15 protein-coding genes are annotated in these 17,506 nt (G+C 59.3%); 2 read left to right on the top strand and 13 right to left on the bottom strand.

All coding sequences use genetic code 11. From position 1 onward, the window contains the following. The 3 genes from C5F53_RS18080 to guaB form a co-directional block, all read right to left on the bottom strand. A complete protein-coding gene (locus C5F53_RS18080; protein ID WP_236635437.1) occupies window positions 1-1,782 on the bottom strand; it encodes a bifunctional diguanylate cyclase/phosphodiesterase in 1,782 nt (593 codons plus the stop codon). Window positions 1,783-1,906: 124 nt separating this feature from the next. Beyond that, window positions 1,907-3,517, bottom strand: coding sequence for a glutamine-hydrolyzing GMP synthase (gene guaA, locus C5F53_RS18085; RefSeq protein ID WP_105262802.1), 1,611 nt, complete (start codon window positions 3,515-3,517; stop codon window positions 1,907-1,909). A 14-nt stretch (window positions 3,518-3,531) separates the two neighbouring features. Further along, entirely contained in the window at window positions 3,532-5,001 is a 1,470-nt protein-coding gene (gene guaB, locus C5F53_RS18090) for an IMP dehydrogenase (protein WP_105262803.1), read from the bottom strand. A gap of 74 nt (window positions 5,002-5,075) precedes the next feature. Between guaB and C5F53_RS18095 the strand changes: the two genes are divergently transcribed. Beyond that, window positions 5,076-5,597, top strand: a complete 522-nt coding sequence (locus C5F53_RS18095) for a DUF4124 domain-containing protein (protein ID WP_105262804.1) — start codon at window positions 5,076-5,078, stop codon at window positions 5,595-5,597. Between the two features lie 22 nt (window positions 5,598-5,619). On the opposite strand, the gene C5F53_RS18100 is transcribed toward C5F53_RS18095, so the two are convergent. Further along, window positions 5,620-5,967 carry an RnfH family protein gene (locus tag C5F53_RS18100; protein WP_105262805.1) on the bottom strand — a complete coding sequence of 116 codons (348 nt, stop codon included), beginning with the start codon at window positions 5,965-5,967 and terminating at the stop codon, window positions 5,620-5,622. After that, window positions 5,957-6,400 carry a type II toxin-antitoxin system RatA family toxin gene (locus tag C5F53_RS18105; protein ID WP_105262806.1) on the bottom strand — a complete coding sequence of 148 codons (444 nt, stop codon included), beginning with the start codon at window positions 6,398-6,400 and terminating at the stop codon, window positions 5,957-5,959. The genes C5F53_RS18100 and C5F53_RS18105 overlap by 11 nt, the downstream gene beginning before the upstream one ends. Before the next feature lie 80 nt (window positions 6,401-6,480). Here C5F53_RS18105 and smpB point away from each other — a divergent pair, with 80 nt between their 5' ends. Continuing rightward, window positions 6,481-6,954 carry an SsrA-binding protein SmpB gene (smpB, locus tag C5F53_RS18110; protein ID WP_105262807.1) on the top strand — a complete coding sequence of 158 codons (474 nt, stop codon included), beginning with the start codon at window positions 6,481-6,483 and terminating at the stop codon, window positions 6,952-6,954. A gap of 33 nt (window positions 6,955-6,987) precedes the next feature. On the opposite strand, the gene C5F53_RS18115 is transcribed toward smpB, so the two are convergent. The 8 genes from C5F53_RS18115 to rimP all read right to left on the bottom strand — a co-directional run bounded on the left by C5F53_RS18115 (window position 6,988) and on the right by rimP (window position 17,375). Beyond that, entirely contained in the window at window positions 6,988-8,100 is a 1,113-nt protein-coding gene (locus C5F53_RS18115; RefSeq protein ID WP_105262808.1) for an enoyl-CoA hydratase/isomerase family protein, read from the bottom strand. Beyond that, complete coding sequence (locus C5F53_RS18120; protein WP_105262809.1) at window positions 8,097-8,969, bottom strand: DMT family transporter; 873 nt, start codon at window positions 8,967-8,969, stop codon at window positions 8,097-8,099. The genes C5F53_RS18115 and C5F53_RS18120 overlap by 4 nt, the downstream gene beginning before the upstream one ends. Before the next feature lie 121 nt (window positions 8,970-9,090). Next, window positions 9,091-10,914, bottom strand: a complete 1,824-nt coding sequence (typA, locus tag C5F53_RS18125) for a translational GTPase TypA (RefSeq protein ID WP_105262810.1) — start codon at window positions 10,912-10,914, stop codon at window positions 9,091-9,093. 14 nt (window positions 10,915-10,928) lie between these two features. After that, a complete protein-coding gene (gene truB / locus C5F53_RS18130) occupies window positions 10,929-11,930 on the bottom strand; it encodes a tRNA pseudouridine(55) synthase TruB (RefSeq protein ID WP_105262811.1) in 1,002 nt (333 codons plus the stop codon). A 4-nt stretch (window positions 11,931-11,934) separates the two neighbouring features. Next, window positions 11,935-12,303: a 30S ribosome-binding factor RbfA gene (gene rbfA / locus C5F53_RS18135; protein WP_105262812.1), complete on the bottom strand. Its 369-nt coding sequence runs from the start codon at window positions 12,301-12,303 to the stop codon at window positions 11,935-11,937. 14 nt (window positions 12,304-12,317) lie between these two features. Further along, complete coding sequence (gene infB, locus C5F53_RS18140) at window positions 12,318-15,182, bottom strand: translation initiation factor IF-2 (RefSeq protein ID WP_105262813.1); 2,865 nt, start codon at window positions 15,180-15,182, stop codon at window positions 12,318-12,320. A gap of 24 nt (window positions 15,183-15,206) precedes the next feature. Beyond that, window positions 15,207-16,703 carry a transcription termination factor NusA gene (nusA, locus tag C5F53_RS18145; protein ID WP_105262814.1) on the bottom strand — a complete coding sequence of 499 codons (1,497 nt, stop codon included), beginning with the start codon at window positions 16,701-16,703 and terminating at the stop codon, window positions 15,207-15,209. Window positions 16,704-16,781: 78 nt separating this feature from the next. Then, on the bottom strand, window positions 16,782-17,375 hold the full coding sequence (gene rimP, locus C5F53_RS18150; RefSeq protein WP_105262815.1) for a ribosome maturation factor RimP: 594 nt from the start codon (window positions 17,373-17,375) through the stop codon (window positions 16,782-16,784). Between the last annotated feature and the right edge of the window lie 131 nt (window positions 17,376-17,506).

Raw genomic sequence — 17,506 nt, forward strand, 5'->3', positions numbered from 1 at the left:
TCAGCTGACACTGCCCCGGGCAATCAACCATTCCTTCAAAAGTGGGGGTGTCATAGGGCGCGCATACAGATAGCCCTGCCCTTCGTGGCAACCCAAAGCACGCAAAGCCACGGCCTGGGACTCTTCTTCAATGCCTTCAGCGATGACTGTCAGATTCAGATTTCGCCCCAGTTCGATCACCATGGAAGCGATATGCCCACCGCACATGTCTTTCTGCAATTCAGATACAAATGCACGGTCAATTTTGAGGCGATCAATGGGGAGCTGGCGCAACTGGCTCAACGACGAGTAGCCGGTACCGAAGTCATCAATTGCAATGGAAATACCCAACTCACGCACTAAATTCAACGTCTCCAGCATGAAATCGGCGTCTTCCATCGCCACCGACTCGGTAATTTCTAGCTCCAGGCAGTTGGGGCTGATACCGGTGTCCAAAAGCGCCGCATTGAGTTTGTCCAGAAATTCGGGGTGCCGAAACTGGATTTGCGAGACGTTGACCGACATTCTCAAATCCGACAGCCCCAGCGCTTGCAGCCGTACCAGTTCATGGCAAGACATGCGCAAGACCCAGTCGCCAATGGCCACGATCATTCCTGAGGCCTCAGCCAATGGAATAAACCGATCAGGCGGCACAAAGGTTCCATCCTCATTACGCCAGCGAATGAGGGCCTCCATGCCAACCACCTTGCCGCTGTTCAGGTTGATTTGTGGCTGGTAAACAATGAACAGTCGCTCACTCTCCACCGCACTGCGCAAGCTCTGCAACAACCGTACACGCTCGCGGATGTCCGAGCCCATCTCACTGGAGAACATCACAAAACTGCCGCGGCGGCTTTTTTTTGCTCGTTTCAGAGCGATGTTGGCGTCCTTGAGCGCATCACGTCCGGAAACACCATCCGTCAAAAGCCTGGTCAAGCCCATGGTGGCTGTCACAACCATAGAGTCATCCTGGACCTGGAACGGCTCCCGAAACATGGCCAGCACCCGCAGTGGATTGACCACGGACTGTTCACCCATCAAGCCAAAAGTGTCGCTACCGATGCGAGCCAGAATTACTTCGCTACCCAGCTCTGTCTTGAGGCGGTCTGCCACCGATTGCAGCAACCGATCCCCCTGCTGGTGCCCCAGGGCATCGTTGATTTCCGAAAAGTCATCGATATCCAGAATCGCAATAACGTCGTCCGCCGCGGGCTGGTTCTTAAGCCGCTCTTCGCTCAAGTCAATGAACTTGTTGCGATTGGGCAAACAAGACAGACGGTCATAAAAAGCCAACTCGTCCAACTTGCGGATCTGTTCATAGGCCCGCAAGGCGGCTGTAACCGTGGCGTAGAGCTTGGTACGGGTCAGTTCAGACTTGGTTTTGTAGTCGTTAATGTCGAAGTCGTGGATGGTTTCGATCTCTGGCGCATAACCGGGCTGACCGGTGCGCAGAATAATTCGTAGCTCGCTGAGGCGCAAGTCTTGGCGAATTGTCTTGACCAGCGCAAGACCCGCGTCTTCGCGCTCCATCACAACATCAAGCAAAACCACAGCCACGTCGCGCTCCGTAGTCAGAATTTTGCTGGCCTCGCTCGCGGAGTAGGCATGCAAAAACTCCAAAGCACGCCCCAGAATCCGCACTCCCGCCAGCGCAAACGTTGTGGCGCGGTGAACATCCGGCTCGTCGTCAACCACCAACAAGCGCCAGACAGGCTCTTTGGCAGATCCGCTCACGGCCTCATCTTCCAAAAAATGCAGCGTGTCGGAGTCTGTGTGGATGCCCATCAGATTCTCGGTATTCATGAAAACATTGTGCACCAAGCTTGCACAAAAAGTCAGCGCCCCCAAGGGCGCTGCATGAACTTTTTACGGTGAATCGGTGGAAAACATCATGGCTTTCGGGATTTCCCCTAGAGCCACTGTCGCCCTACTCCCACTCAATGGTGGCAGGTGGCTTGCTGCTGACGTCGTAAGTCACCCGGTTGATTCCGCGTACTTCGTTAATGATGCGGCCGGACACGGTCTTGAGAAGGCTGTAGGGAAGCTCCGCCCAATCCGCCGTCATGAAGTCGCTGGTCTGGACAGCACGCAACGCTACGACGTAATCATAGGTGCGGCCATCGCCCATCACGCCCACGCTTTTCACTGGCAGAAACACGGTGAAGGCTTGGCTGGTGAGCTGGTACCAAGTTTTGCCCGTGGCTGCGTCCTTGAAGTTGTGTAGCTCTTCGATGAAGATGGCATCGGCCCTTCGCAGCAGGTCAGCATATTCCTTTTTGACCTCGCCCAAAATCCGCACGCCCAGGCCAGGGCCGGGGAACGGGTGGCGGTACACCATGTTGTACGGCAGGCCCAAGGCCACGCCGAGTTCGCGCACTTCGTCCTTGAACAGTTCGCGCAGCGGCTCCAGCAGCTTCAAGCCCAATTGCTCGGGCAGGCCACCCACGTTGTGGTGGCTCTTGATAGTGACGGCCTTTTTGCTCTTGGCACCGCCAGACTCGATCACATCGGGGTAAATCGTGCCTTGGGCCAGCCATTTGGCACCCTTGGCGCCCTCACCCTTGAGCTTGGCAGCTTCCTGCTTGAACACGGTGACGAACTCGCCGCCGATGATTTTGCGTTTGGCTTCGGGGTCACTCACGCCGGCCAGCTTGCCCAGGAACAGGTCGCTGGCATCGGCACGGATCACCTTGGCGTGCAGCTTGCCGACAAACATGTCCATTACCATGTCACCCTCGTTCAGGCGTAGTAGGCCGTGGTCGACGAAGACACAGGTCAGCTGGTCACCAATCGCGCGGTGGATCAGGGCCGCGGCCACCGACGAATCAACGCCGCCCGACAGGCCCAGGATCACTTCTTCATCACCCACCTGTTCACGGATGTGGGCGACTGCCTCGGCAATGTAGTCCCCCATGATCCAGTCTGGCCGAGTGCCACAGATGTCCAGCACAAAACGGTTCAGCAGTGCCTGGCCTTGCGTGGTGTGTGTCACCTCGGGGTGAAATTGCACCGCATAGAACTTACGCGTTTCGTCGGCCATGCCGGCGATGGGGCAGCTTTCGGTGCTGGCCATCAGCTTGAAGCCGGGGGGCATTTCTGTCACGTTGTCGCCGTGGCTCATCCACACATTCAGCATGCCGTGGCCATCGGCATTGGTGAAGTCCTGGATGCCCTCAAACAGCGCGGTGTGACCGCGTGCGCGCAGCTCTGCATGGCCAAACTCGCGTTTGTGTCCGCCTTCGACCTTGCCGCCCAACGCAGCAGCAATGGCGTACATGCCAAAACAAATTCCCAACACCGGAATCCCCAAGTCAAACACCACCTGCGGTGCACGCAAGGTTTCGTCTTCCCAGAGGCTGGCGTGGCTACCAGACAAGATAATGCCCTTAAGGTTCCCGTCAGCGGCGTAAGCGCGCACCCAATCTTCAGTGACGTCGCAAGGGTGAACTTCGCAGAACACATGGGCTTCGCGCACGCGTCGGGCAATCAGCTGGGTGACTTGGGAACCGAAATCAAGAATAAGAATTTTCTGGTGCATGGGCTGGGTTCCGGTCAATCAGCGCGGTAGTTGGGGGCTTCTTTGGTGATCTGCACATCGTGGACGTGGCTTTCACGGATACCCGCGGTGGTGATCTCCACAAACTCGGCCTTGTTTTGCATTTCTTCGATGGTGGCGCAACCGCAGTAGCCCATGCTGGCACGGATGCCGCCCGCCATCTGGAACACGATGGAAACCATGGAGCCCTTGTACGGCACGCGACCTTCAATGCCTTCCGGTACCAGTTTGTCGGCATTGGGGTTGCCAGTGCTCGACTCCTGGAAGTAACGGTCTGCACTGCCCTGCTGCATGGCACCAATGCTGCCCATGCCGCGGTAACTCTTGTAGCTGCGGCCCTGGTATAAAATCACCTCGCCGGGCGCTTCTTCAGTGCCAGCAAACATGCCACCCATCATCACAGTGCCAGCGCCTGCTGCAATTGCTTTGGCGATGTCACCGCTGTAACGAATGCCACCATCAGCAATCAGCGGTACACCGGTACCACGCAAAGCCGTGGCGACACTGTCCACGGCCATGATCTGGGGCACACCCACACCTGCCACGATGCGCGTAGTGCAGATGGAACCGGGGCCAATACCGACCTTAACCGCATCCGCACCGGCTTCCACCAACGCCAAAGCGGCAGCGCCAGTGGCAATGTTGCCACCCACCACGTCCACCTGGGGGAAGTTTTGCTTGACCCAGCGTACGCGGTCAATCACGCCCTTGCTGTGGCCATGGGCCGTGTCCACCACAATGGCGTCCACCCCGGCAGCGACCAGCGCTTCCACGCGAGCCTCGGTACCTTCGCCCACACCTACGGCCGCGCCCACGCGCAAACGACCGGTCGCATCGCGTGCGGCATTGGGAAAGTTCAGTTGTTTGGTGATGTCCTTGACGGTGATCAAGCCCTTGAGCTCAAAGGCCTCGTTCACCACCAGCAGGCGCTCCAGCTTGTGCTTGTTCAGCAGTGCCTTGGCAGCTTCCGGTGTGGTGCCATCAGGCACCGTAATCAGGCGTTCACGGGGCGTCATGATTTCGCGCACCGACTGGTCGTAGCGGGTTTCAAAGCGCAAGTCGCGCCCGGTCACGATGCCGACTACTTTGCCGCCATCGCAGACCGGAAAACCGGATACACCGAGCTGTTCGGACAGTGCAATCACCTGGCGCACCGTTGTGTCGGGCGTGATCACCACGGGATCGCGCAACAGGCCGGATTCGTAACGCTTGACCTTGGACACTTGTGCGGCTTGCTCCGCAGCGGTCAGGTTTTTGTGAACAATCCCCATGCCGCCCTCTTGCGCTATGGCAATGGCCAAGCGGGCTTCGGTCACTGTGTCCATGGCCGCAGAAACGAGCGGCAGGTTCAGTGCGATGTTGCGGGAAAAACGGGTGGCGAGGCTGGTGTCCTTGGGAAGGACTTGGGAGAACGCTGGCACCAACAACACATCGTCGAAGGTGAGCGCTTTGCCGAGAAGGCGCATGTCAAAGCTCCAAAAAGCGGATTGTACCCGTGCCAATTTGGCCTTGCCCCGGCCCGCGCGCTACACTTGTCCCCATGAAACCGTTTCACGCATTCTTCGCAGCCGTTTTAGCCCTCTCTGCCACAGGCGCTTGGGCCCAATGGCAGTGGGTGGACAAGGATGGACGCAAGGTCTTTAGTGACCGCGCGCCCGGTGCGGATATCCCAGAGAAAAGTATTTTGAAGCGCCCTGCGGGACAACGCGCCACGCCTGCGCCCCAGGCACCTGCTGCCGATGCAGCGGCAGCCTCCTCTGCAGCCTCGGCGCCAGTATTACCAGCCAGTGCGGCCAAAGGTGCAGGTGTTGATAAGGAGCTCGAAGCCAAGAAGAAACTGGCTGCAGATGCCGAGGCAGCGAAGCGCAAAACGGAAGAAGAGCGCATCACCAAAGCCAAAATAGAAAACTGTGCCCGCGCCAAACAGGCCAAGGCTACGTTTGACTCAGGTGTTCGTGTTTCTCGTACCAACGCGGCCGGCGAGCGAGAAGTCATGGATGACGCAGCGCGTGCGACTGAAGCCAAACGCATCCAAGGCATTATCGACATCGACTGCCGATAAGCCTGTACGGCTTGCCAACTCTCTAATATCCGGCCTTGGCGCCCACCCGACGCTTGGCAAACAGGCCCGCAGACTTCGCGCCCTGTTTGGCAAATCGCTCACGCCTCGCCACCTTGGGGTCGACGGTCAGTGGCCGGTACAACTCGACCCGGTCATCGGCCCGCAGCAGGTGTTTTCCTGTCACTTTGTGCCCCCAAACACCCAAAGCCAAGGCGTCCACCTCCATCTGCGGCAGGGGCAGCAACAAGCCACTTTGCTGAACGGCCATAGCGGCCGTCCAACCCAGGGCCACTTGCAAGCGGCGCGATTGCACCTGCCGGGGGCCCGTGGCCAGCACCACCGTCACGGTAAAAACGTCGTCAGTCTCCATACACCTGATGTGCCCGCTTCACAAAGGCATCCACTAGGCTGGCCGCAATCTTGTCAAAGACGGGCCCCACCAGCTTGCCCAAGGTTGCGTTCTCAAATCCATAGTTCAGCAACAACTCCACCTTGCAGGCACGCTGCGAGCCATCGCCCAAGGGATGAAAATTCCAGACACCGTCGAGTTTGGAAAACGGCCCTTTGACCAGTTGCATGCCCACCTGGCTGGGCTCGGTGTGGGTGTTACGGGTGGTAAAGGTCTGGCGGATACCACTGAACGAAATACCAACCTCCGCTGTCATTCCGTGGGCATCCTGGTCCACAACCTGCGCATGGTCGCACCACGGCAGGAACTGGGGATAGTGGGCAACATCGGTCACCAGGGCATACATCTCTTGCGGGCTGTACCAGATCAGAACGGACTTTTGAACAGTTTTCATAGAATGGGGGTCTGCGCGGGATTGTAGACAAGCCCATCAGCGTCTCTTTCTTTCCCGTCTGTCATCCCCAACTGAGTGCAATGGCCAAAAAACCCGAAACCGCAACCCGCATCGCCGACAACAAAAAGGCCGCGTTCAACTACTTCTTTGAGGAGCGCTTCGAGGCGGGCCTGGTGCTGGAAGGCTGGGAAGTCAAATCCCTGCGCGAAGGCAAGGTGCAACTCACCGATGGTTATGTGGTGATCCGCAATGGCGAGCTGTTCATCATTGGCCTGCAGATCAATCCGCTGCACACGGCCAGCAGCCATGTAAGCCCGGACAAGGTGCGCACCAAGAAGCTGCTGATGCACAAGGAAGAGATCAAGCGCCTGATTGGCAAAGTGGAGCAAAAAGGCTACACCTTGGTGCCGATCAACCTGCACTGGAAAAGTGGCAAGGTGAAGTGCGACATCGCACTGGCCAAGGGCAAAGCCGAGCATGACAAACGCGACACCATCAAGGACCGCGAGGGCAAACGCGAAGTGGAACGCGCCATGAAGGATCGCAACCGCTAAGACGTGCGGCCGCCGCCCCGCGTGGGGCGAGGGTCAGCGCAGATCCCGCAACGGATGTGCGCTTGCCGGCCAGGGGCTTGTGAGGAATGGCGCCACCATGGCGTCACTCACCTCTTCAATGCGGGCCGGGCTCCACTGCGGCGCGTGGTCTTTGTCCACCGCCAGGGCGCGAATACCCTCCACGGTTTCACTGGCCGCACCGGATCGACCCAGGTGTGCGGTGAAAAAACAATGGCGCACCATGTCGCGTTCCATGCGTAAATCGTCTGCCAAGCTCATGCTGCGGGCGCGGCGCACCTGCTCCAGCACCACATGCAGCATCAGCGGCGAGCGCTTGCGCAAAGTGGCGGCCGTGTGCTGCGCCCAGTCGCTGGTGTCGGCTTCCAACGCCTGCACGATGGCGGATACGGTCTCAAGCGCAAAATAACGGTCAATTTGGCCTCTAACCCTCGTAGAGTCTGCGCAAGCAGCTCCTGAAAACATAGCAATCCAGGTATCCAGCGGGGCTGAAGTCATCCAGTCCAGGGTGGTCAGGGCTTCCCAGGCGTCGGGCAAACGGGCCGACTCGACCCACTGGTCGGCCAGACCCAGAGCCACGGCCGTGCTGCCGTCAATCACATCACCCGTCAACGCCAGCCATTCGCCTGCATGGCCCGGGCAGCGGCTCAAAAAGTAGCCTCCGCCCACGTCGGGAAACAGGCCGATATTGGTCTCGGGCATGGCCATCTTGGTGTGCTCCGTCACTAGCCGGTGCGATGCACCCTGGCTGATTCCCATGCCGCCGCCCATGACGATGCCATCCATGAAAGCGATGTAGGGCTTGGGGTAATGGTGGATCAGGTGGTTGAGCGCGTACTCCTCGGTGAAGAAGTCTTCCAGCGCCGGGTTGCCGGCCAGGGCCGCCTGGTGGAAGAAGCGGATGTCACCACCCGCGCAAAAGCCGCCAAACACACCCGTCTTGGTGCTGCCGCGGATGGCGACCGCCTTTACCCCCGCATCGTCCTTCCAGGCCAGCAGCGTGGCCGTCAGGCTGCGCACCATGCCCAGGCTCAGCGCGTTGAGCGCCTTGGCGCGGTTCAGGGTGATCAGGCCAACTTGACCGCGGATTTCGGTGATCACATCGTCGTTAAGCGTCAAGACTGTCATGCGCGTTCTCTCCATCCAATCACTTCATTCACCACCAGGGCACCAATCACCAGCGCCCCACCCCACAGCACCGAACTGCTGGGCACTTCATTCGCCCCCAGCCAGGCCAGCAGAATGCCAAAAATCACTTCCAGCAGTTGCAAAAGGGAAATTTCCGGTGCTTTGAGAATCTGGGCACAGCGTACGGCAAACACACAAGGCACAGCCAACTGAAACACGCCCAGAAAGCCCAGCAAGGCGATGTCGTGCCCGCTGGCCTGTAATGGGAAGGCCAGTGGCAGCGTCACCACGGTAGAGATGACAGCACCAACCCAGACCGCAGGCATCAGGTCCACGTCATGGCCCTGGTCATGCGAATGCTGGGTCACGGTCCAGTTGGTGGCACCAGCAATCGGCACACACAGGGCAACCAGCGTGCCCAACAGCGTCACGGAGTCGAGCTGAGACGCGTACATGTAGACGATGCCCACACCGGCGACTACGATGGCCACCCAGGTGCGCAACGGCACCCGGTGGCCAATGAAGACACGCGCAATCAACGCGGTGAGGAGTGGCCCCAGAGACATGGTAACCAGCACATTGCCTACGCTCGTGAGCGTGAGCGCCACCATAAAGGCGGTGAACATCACACTCCAGCACAGGCCGGACAGCCAGAACGGCAGGCCGGCATGGCGGATTTTGTAAAACACATCCCGCCCACGCACAAACGGCAGAATCACCATCAGGCTGAGCACGGTAAAGAACGCCCGCCAGAAGGTAACTTCAAAGCTGCGGGCGAATTCCAGGTGGCGTGTGATGACACCGGCGGTGGACCACATCAGAGTCACCGCCACCATCAAAAACACGGCCCGTGTGTGGGTGAGTTTCATGCACAAAGCTTCATCGGTATGCGTATCTGTGAGTCAAAAAAACCGCGACCCCGACTATGCCGGTCCGCGGTCTCGCCCTTAACAGGGTGAAGGCGGCAAAGCCGCCACGGGGGTTAGCCGATCAAGAGCGACCCGCGCGCTTGCGGTCGCTTTCAGACAGGTGGCGCTTGCGCAGACGGATGGACTTGGGCGTGATCTCGACCAGTTCGTCGTCCTCGATGAATTCCACACCGTATTCCAGTGTGCATTCAATCGGTGGCGTGATCTTGATCGCGTCTTCCTTGCCAGATACGCGGAAGTTGGTCAGCTGCTTGGTACGCGTCGCGTTCACCACCAGATCGTTGTCACGGCTGTGGATACCCACAATCATGCCTTCGTACACAGGGTCGTTGGGCTTCACAAACATGCGGCCGCGGTCGTCCAGCTTGCCCAGGGCGTAGGTGAAGATTTCACCGGCGTCCATGGAGATCAGCACGCCGTTTTTGCGGCCACCGATGTCACCCTTGTGCGGCTCGTAGCTGTCAAAGATATTGGAGATCAGGCCGGAACCGCGGGTCAAGTTCAGGAATTCGTTGGAGAAACCAATCAGGCCACGCGCAGGAATGCGGTACTCCAAACGCACGCGTCCACGGCCGTCTGGTTCCATGTTCACCAGCTCACCCTTGCGCTCGCCCAGGGCTTGCATCACGCCGCCTTGGTGTTGTTCTTCCACGTCAGCGGTCACCAGTTCGATAGGTTCGTGCTTCTCGCCGTTGATCTCACGGAACATCACGCGGGGCTTGGACACGGCCATCTCATAGCCCTCGCGGCGCATGTTTTCCAGCAGGATGGTCAAGTGCAGTTCGCCACGGCCCAGCACCTCGAAGATACCTTCTTCGTCCGTTTCGTTGACGCGCAACGCCACGTTGTGTTGCAGTTCCTTTTGCAGGCGGTCCCAGATCTGGCGGCTGGTCACGTACTTGCCTTCGCGGCCGGCCAAGGGGCTGGTGTTCACGCAGAAGTTCATGGTCAGCGTGGGCTCGTCCACCTTGAGCATGGGCAGCGGTGCGGGGTTCAGCGGGTCAGTCACCGTCACGCCGATACCGACGTCGGCAATACCGTTGATCAGCACGATTTCGCCGGGGCCGGCTTCGAGTGCCTGCACGCGGTCCAGACCCTGGAAAGTCAGCACTTGGTTGATACGGCCTTTGACGGATTTTCCGTCTGGGCCTTCCATGACCACCACGTCCATGTTGGGCTTGATGGTGCCCTGGCTGATACGGCCCACGCCGATGCGGCCCACGAAGGTGGAGAAGTCGAGTGCGGAAATTTGCAGTTGCAGCGGTGCTGCGGGGTCACCCTTTTGCGAAGGCACGTGTTTCAGCACGGTGTTGAACAGGGCCGACATGTCGGGGCCCCACTGCTCACCAGGCGCGCCCTCTTCGAGCGAGGTCCAACCGTTGATACCGGATGCGTACACCACGGGGAAGTCCAGCTGCTCGTCGGTCGCGCCCAGCTTGTCGAACAGGTCGAAAGCGGCGTTCACCACGTGCTGGGGACGCGCACCGGGCTTGTCCACCTTGTTCACCACCAGAATCGGCTTCAGCCCCAGGGCCAAGGCCTTCTTGGTCACAAAGCGGGTTTGGGGCATGGGGCCTTCTTGCGCGTCGATCAGCAGCACCACACCGTCGACCATGGACAAAGCGCGTTCCACTTCGCCGCCGAAGTCGGCGTGTCCGGGCGTGTCGACGATGTTGATGTGGGTGCCTTCCCAGCTCACAGCGCAGTTCTTGGCCAGAATCGTGATGCCACGTTCTTTTTCAATCGCGTTGTTGTCCATCACCGTGTCGACCACTTTTTCGTGCTCGGCAAAGGTGCCAGACTGGCGCAGCAGCTGGTCGACCATGGTGGTCTTGCCATGATCGACGTGGGCGATGATGGCGATGTTACGGATTTGTTTACTCATGGTTCACTTTCTGCTTACGCCCCAGGGGCCAAGGTTTCATTAACTTGCTTCAAACTCTGTTCCATGGCCCCTTGCTGGGCCTGGGATTCGCTGATCTCCAGCGGACTTAACAGCCGCACGGGAATCAACTCACCCGCCACCACACGTGCCGTGCCCAGCAAAGCCCGGGGGCTTGCCGCATACACCGCCACGTGGTCCGCATCGGGCCAAGGGCCACGTCTGCGCATTCCACTCAAAAACCGTGCCGCATTCTCGCTGTCCAGTGTGACAAGCACATGCTCTGGCAGCAGCGCATCCACCGGCAGCAGGCAAGCCAGCCGCTCGGTCTCGCTCATCGCCTCCAGCGCTTCCAGCGTGATGCACTGGCCTTCGCTAAACCCGCCGGTGCGCACCCGGCGCAGCGCGCTGAGGTGGGCGCCACAGCCCAGGGCCTCGCCGATATCCTCGCCCAGCGTGCGGATGTAAGTCCCCTTGCTGCAATCCACTACCATTTTGATAGCTGGCTGCGCAGTACCTATGCGACTTTCAAGCACTTTTAGTGCATAAATCGTCACATGGCGTGCAGCGCGCTCTACTTCAATCCCAGCCCTGGCGTACTCGTACAAGGCCTTGCCGTCTTTCTTCAACGCGCTGTGCATGGGCGGCACCTGGGCAATGGGCCCGGTGAACTGCTGCACCACGGCGTCCAGTTGCTCGGGCGTCACCGACACCGGCCGCTCGCTGAGCACATCACCTTCCGCATCTGCGGTGGTGGTTTTGATACCCAAACGCACCACGGTTTCATAGGCCTTGTCAGCATCCAGGTGCATCTGGCTGAACTTGGTCGCTGCGCCAAAACACAGCGGCAACACACCGGTGGCCAGCGGATCCAGCGTGCCGGTGTGGCCCGCTTTCTCCGCCCGCAGCAGCCATTTGGCTTTCTGCAAGGCCTGGTTGCTGGAAAGCCCGATGGGCTTATCCAGTAACAGCACCCCATGCACGGGGCGCCTGGCAACCCGTGCACGTGGCGCGTTCATGGTCTTAGTCCTCTTTCGCGCGCGACGACACGGCCCGCGCAATCAGCGCGTTCATGTCAGCCGCACGTTCAGTGGTCTGGTCAAAGATGAAGTGCAGCGTGGGCACCGTGTGGATGTGCAGGCGCTTGAACAGGCCGGCGCGCAAGAAACCCGCCGCCTGGTTCAGGCCTTCCCCGGTACTCACTGGATCACCCACCAACAGGCTGAAAAACACCTTGGCATGGGCATAGTCGGGCGTGACTTCCACGCCCTGAATGGTGATCATGCCCACCCGTGGGTCCTTGAGCTCGCGCGCGATCAGCTCGGCCAGATCCCGTTGGATCTGGTCGGCCACCTGAAAGCTGCGGTTGGGTGTTGACGATTTTTTGCGCACTCGATGTCTCTCGCTTACAGGGTACGGGCGATTTCTTTCACCTCGAAGAACTCCAGCTGATCACCTTCCTTGATGTCGTTGTAGTTCTTGAGCTTGATACCGCACTCGAAGCCTTCCTTGACTTCGCGCACATCGTCCTTCATACGCTTCAGGGAGTCCAGCTCGCCGGTGTAAATCACCACGTTCTCGCGCAACAAGCGGAAATGCGCGTTGCGATTGACAAAACCAGCGGTGACCATACAACCTGCGACCGTACCAATCTTGGACGCCACGAACACGGTGCGGATCTCGGCCATACCAATGATCTCTTCGCGCTTCTCAGGCGCCAACATGCCAGACATCGCCGCTTTCAACTCGTCTACAGCGTCATAAATGATGTTGTAGTAACGGATGTCCACGCCGTTGCCTTCGGCCAGCTTGCGTGCACCAGCGTCTGCGCGGGTGTTGAAGCCGATGACGATGGCCTTGGAGGCAATCGCCAGGTTGATATCAGACTCGCTGATACCACCCACGGCGGAGTAGACCATCTGCACCTTGACCTCGTCGGTCGAGAGCTTGAGCAACGACTGGGCCAGCGCTTCCTGCGAACCTTGTACGTCGGCCTTGACGATGATGGGCAGCATCTTGACGTCGCCTGCACCAATGTCGGAGAACATGTTCTCCAGCTTGGCGGCTTGTTGCTTGGCCAGCTTGGTATTGCGGAACTTGCCAGCACGGTAGGTGGCGATTTCACGGACACGGCGCTCGTCCGACATCACCATGAATTCGTCACCGGCTTGCGGCACTTCGGTCAGACCCTGGATTTCCACCGGGATGGAGGGACCTGCGGATTCGATCTTCTGACCGTTTTCGTCCAGCATGGCACGCACGCGGCCATAGGTCTGGCCTGCCAGCACCACGTCGCCAGCCTTCAAGGTACCAGACTGCACCAGCACCGTTGCCACGGGGCCGCGGCCCTTGTCCAGCTTGGCTTCGATGACCAGGCCCTTGGCCATGGCTTCCACCGGCGCGCGGAGTTCCAGCACTTCGGCTTGCAACAGCACTTGTTCGAGCAGGGTGTCGATGCCCATGCCGGTCTTGGAGGACACAGGCACAAACGGAGAATCACCGCCGTATTCTTCAGGCACGACTTCTTCGACCACCAGTTCCTGCTTCACGCGCTCAGGGTTGGCATCGGGCTTGTCGGACTTGGTGATCGCCACCACGATAGGAACCCCAGCCGCCTTGGCGTGTTTGATGGCTTCCTTGGTTTGTGGCATCACGCCGTCGTCGGCTGCCACCACCAGAATCACGATGTCGGTCGCCTGGGCACCACGGGCACGCATGGCGGTAAACGCCTCGTGACCGGGTGTATCCAGGAAGGACACCATACCGCGCGGTGTTTCCACGTGGTATGCACCAATGTGCTGGGTAATGCCACCGGCTTCACCGGCCGCCACCTTGGCGCGGCGGATGTAATCCAACAGCGAGGTCTTGCCGTGGTCGACGTGACCCATGACCGTCACCACAGGCGCACGTGGCAAGGATTCAACGTCCTGTTGCGCCACATCATCGTCAGTGAATGCTTCGGGGTCGTCCAGCGCAGCCACGACGGCCTTGTGGCCCATTTCTTCCACCACGATCATGGCGGTGTCCTGGTCCAGCGGCTGGTTGATGGTGACCATCTGGCCCATCTTCATCAGCGCCTTGATGACCTCAGACGCCTTGATCGCCATCTTGTGGGCCAATTCGGCCACGGTGATGGTTTCCGGCACGTGCACTTCGATGACGCGCACTTCCACCTGAGCGGTCTGGCTGTGCTGGTCATCACGGTCACGGTCATTGCCACGACGGCCACGCGGACCACTGCGCCAGTTGCTGGAGCGTCCAGCACCAGCACCGGTGTCACCACGGGTCTTGAGTTCTTTCTTCTTGGCGGGGTCACCAGCCCAGCTGCTGGACAGCTTGGCGGACTTGACCTCTTTGCCAGCACCTGCGCCGGCATTGCCTGCAGGGGCGCCAACCGCCGGTTTGGCGGGCTTGGCAACCGCAGAGCCAACGGCCGGCTTGTGCAGCGTGCCTTTGACGCCAACCGCGGCGGGCTTAACTTCTTCTGGCTTCTTGGCCACCAGCACTTTTTGTGGCGCAGACATCATCATGCGAATGGCTGCAGCCTCGGCTTCCGCCTTGCGGCGGCGGTCGCCCAAGTCCACAGCACGTGCAGACTCCTCGTCTGCGCGCGCCTTGGACTCAGCAGCAGCGGTTTCGCGGGCTTCGACTTGTGCGGCAGCACGTGCCGCAGCGGCTTGGGCCATTTCATCCGAGGCTTCCGCCTCGTTGGCGCTGACTTGGCTTTTCTTCAGGGCTTCGGCGGCGGCATAGCTGGCGGCACGTTCTTCGGCTTCGCGTTCACGCTTTTCCGCATCCTCACGCACACGGCGTTTTTCTGCCAAATCCTCTTCCTGGCGACGAATCAGCTCGGCCTGACGGCGTGCTTCTTCCTCGCGGCGGGTGAGTTCAGCGTGGTCAATCGCGGGCGCAGTGGATTCCGGTGTTTCGGATTCCAATTCGTGCGCTTCGGCAGGCACATCCACACCATCATCGCGGCGCACAAACGTACGTTTCTTGCGCACTTCCACCTGGATGGTGCGCGCCTTGCCGGTGGCATCGGCCTGCTTGATTTCGGTGGTCTGCTTTTTCACCAGCGTGATTTTTTTGCGTTCCAGGCTGGCAGTGCCATGGCTGTTTTGCAGGAAATTCAACAAACTGTGCTTATCGGTGTCGGTCAGGACGTCGGAGGCCGAAGCCTTGGCGACGCCCGCCGATTTCAATTGTTCAAGCAGGGTATCGGTAGATTTTTTGAGTTCATTGGCAAACTCGGCAACGGTCGTACTGGACATATTTTGTGTAACCTTTCATGACCGTTACTCTTGAGAAGCGGCGTCATTGGTAAACCAATGTTCGCGCGCCTTCATGATCATGGCCTTGGCTTCGTCCGCGGACTGGCCAGTGATATCTGTAAGTTCGTCAACGGCAAGGTCGGCCAGTTCATCGCGGGTGTGCACACCGCCATCTGCCAGTTTGCCGATCAGCTCGGGGGTCAGGCCTTCAAGGTCACGCAGGTCTTGCGAAACTTCTTCGACGCTTTCTTCATGGGCAATTTCCATGGTCAACAGGGCATCTTTGGCGCGGTTGCGCAACTCGTGCACCGTGTCTTCGTCAAAGCTTTCGATTTCCAGCATTTCCTGCAATGGCACGTAGGCCACTTCTTCCAGGCTGGTGAATCCCTCTGCAATCAGGATGTCGGCGATTTCTTCGTCCACATCGAGTTTTTCCATGAACAGCTTGCGGCCGGAATCGGTCTCGCTGGCCAACTTCTGGGCGCTTTCTGCAGCATCCATGATGTTGATCTTCCAGCCGGTCAGTTCGGACGCCAGGCGCACGTTCTGGCCGCCGCGGCCAATGGCGATGGCCAGGTTTTCCTCGTCCACCACCACATCCATGGCGTGGCGCTCTTCGTCCACCACGATGGAAGACACGTTGGCCGGGGCCAAAGCGCCAATCACGAACTGGGCAGGGTCCTCAGACCACAACACAATGTCCACGCGCTCGCCAGCGAGTTCGTTGGTCACGCCGTTGACACGGGTGCCACGCACGCCCACGCAGGTGCCGATGGGGTCGACGCGCTTGTCATGCGACAGCACGGCAATCTTGGCGCGCGAACCGGCGTCACGGGCGCAGGATTTGATCTCCAGCAGGCCTTGTTCGATTTCGGGCACTTCCTGGCGGAACAGCTCAATCATGAACTCGGGCGCAGAGCGCGACAGCAGGATGGGCGCGCCACGCAGGGTCAGGTCCACTTCCATGATCATGGCGCGCACACGGTCACCGGTACGCAAGTTTTCCTTGGGGATCATTTCGCTGCGGCGCAGACGACCTTCAACACGGCCGCTCTCCACAATGATGTCGCCCTTGTCCAGGCGCTTGACGGTACCGACAAAGATCTTTTCGCCACGCGACATGAAGTCGTTGAGCAGCATTTCACGCTCAGCGTCACGGATCTTTTGCAGGATGACCTGTTTGGCAGCCATGGCACCGATACGGCCGATAGGCACCGAGGCCACGGACTCTTCGATGTACTCGTCCACTTCGATGTCAGGGATTTGTTCCTTGGCTTCGAACAGCAGAATTTCCTGGTCAGGCAGTTGCAGGCCGGCCTCATCGGGGACCACATGCCAGCGGCGGAAGGTTTCGTAGTTGCCGCTGTCACGGTCCAGCGCAACGCGGATATCCACTTCGCCGGGGTACAGCTTTTTGGTGGCTTGGGCCAGGGCTGCTTCCACAGCGCCCAACACCACGTCACGTTCCACGTTTTTTTCTCGGGAAATTGCTTCCACCAGCATTAACAGTTCGCGATTCATGCCATGACTCTCCTGAACACTCTTATCAATACAAACAAACTTTGGGGGACACGCCGGCTGGAACCCCAGCCGTGCGGCTTACTCCGCAGAACCGGCGTTGCCGCGGCCCTTGAAACTCACAATCGGTGCCAGCCGCGCGTCGCGCAGCTCGTCAAACGTGAAACCCAGCGCCTGCAGCGGCGGGGGCACACGTTTTTTGCTGACCTTCTGGCCGGGCTTAGGCTCGGGCGCATCGCTCCAGACGATTTGCCAGCCCACGGTGCCATCGGCTGCCACCACACGCTCCAGCGTGCCGCGAAATTTCTTGCGGTTGGCATTGACCTGGCCATTGGCCGCTGCCCCCATGGGCGCCTTGAGGGTGATGTCAATGATCTGGCCCGCAAAACGCTCAAAATCCTGTGTGTGCCGCAACGGGCGGTCAATACCGGGCGAGGACACCTCCAGCCGCTTGTATTCCGCGCCGTCCACTTCCAATGCGAACTGCAACTGTCGTGTCACTTTTTCGCAGTCTTCCACGTTGACAAACTGCTCTACAGAAACTTGCCCTTCCACGGGCGCGGTCCATGGCAAATCGATGGTGATGCGCAGCAAGCCTCCGGCGGAGCGTTCAATCTCCACCAGGTCATATCCCAGTCCTGCTACGGTTTGTTCAACGATTTCCTGTAATGCCACGTCTGTAAAGCCTGCCTGAATGCGTGAGTGAAAAACAATCGACCAAAAAAAACGGGCGGTAGTTACCCGCCCGTTTGGTCGTGAGCTTTGGATTATACCCACAAAGCTGCGGGAAGACCCTTGATCCGTAA

The organism is Rhodoferax sp. TS-BS-61-7 (assembly GCF_002943465.1).
Classification (GTDB): domain Bacteria; phylum Pseudomonadota; class Gammaproteobacteria; order Burkholderiales; family Burkholderiaceae_C; genus Allorhodoferax.

Coding starts and splice junctions, on each gene's coding strand:
- guaB (WP_105262803.1), bottom strand. CDS start 5,001: ATGCGCCTTCTCGGCAAAGCGCTCACCTTCGACGATGTGTTGTTGGTG.
- infB (WP_105262813.1), bottom strand. CDS start 15,182: ATGTCCAGTACGACCGTTGCCGAGTTTGCCAATGAACTCAAAAAATCT.
- C5F53_RS18095 (WP_105262804.1), top strand. CDS start 5,076: ATGAAACCGTTTCACGCATTCTTCGCAGCCGTTTTAGCCCTCTCTGCC.
- nusA (WP_105262814.1), bottom strand. CDS start 16,703: ATGAATCGCGAACTGTTAATGCTGGTGGAAGCAATTTCCCGAGAAAAA.
- typA (WP_105262810.1), bottom strand. CDS start 10,914: ATGAGTAAACAAATCCGTAACATCGCCATCATCGCCCACGTCGATCAT.
- C5F53_RS18100 (WP_105262805.1), bottom strand. CDS start 5,967: ATGGAGACTGACGACGTTTTTACCGTGACGGTGGTGCTGGCCACGGGC.
- C5F53_RS18105 (WP_105262806.1), bottom strand. CDS start 6,400: ATGAAAACTGTTCAAAAGTCCGTTCTGATCTGGTACAGCCCGCAAGAG.
- guaA (WP_105262802.1), bottom strand. CDS start 3,517: ATGCACCAGAAAATTCTTATTCTTGATTTCGGTTCCCAAGTCACCCAG.
- C5F53_RS18080 (WP_236635437.1), bottom strand. CDS start 1,782: ATGAATACCGAGAATCTGATGGGCATCCACACAGACTCCGACACGCTG.
- C5F53_RS18115 (WP_105262808.1), bottom strand. CDS start 8,100: ATGACAGTCTTGACGCTTAACGACGATGTGATCACCGAAATCCGCGGT.
- C5F53_RS18120 (WP_105262809.1), bottom strand. CDS start 8,969: ATGAAACTCACCCACACACGGGCCGTGTTTTTGATGGTGGCGGTGACT.
- truB (WP_105262811.1), bottom strand. CDS start 11,930: ATGAACGCGCCACGTGCACGGGTTGCCAGGCGCCCCGTGCATGGGGTG.
- smpB (WP_105262807.1), top strand. CDS start 6,481: ATGGCCAAAAAACCCGAAACCGCAACCCGCATCGCCGACAACAAAAAG.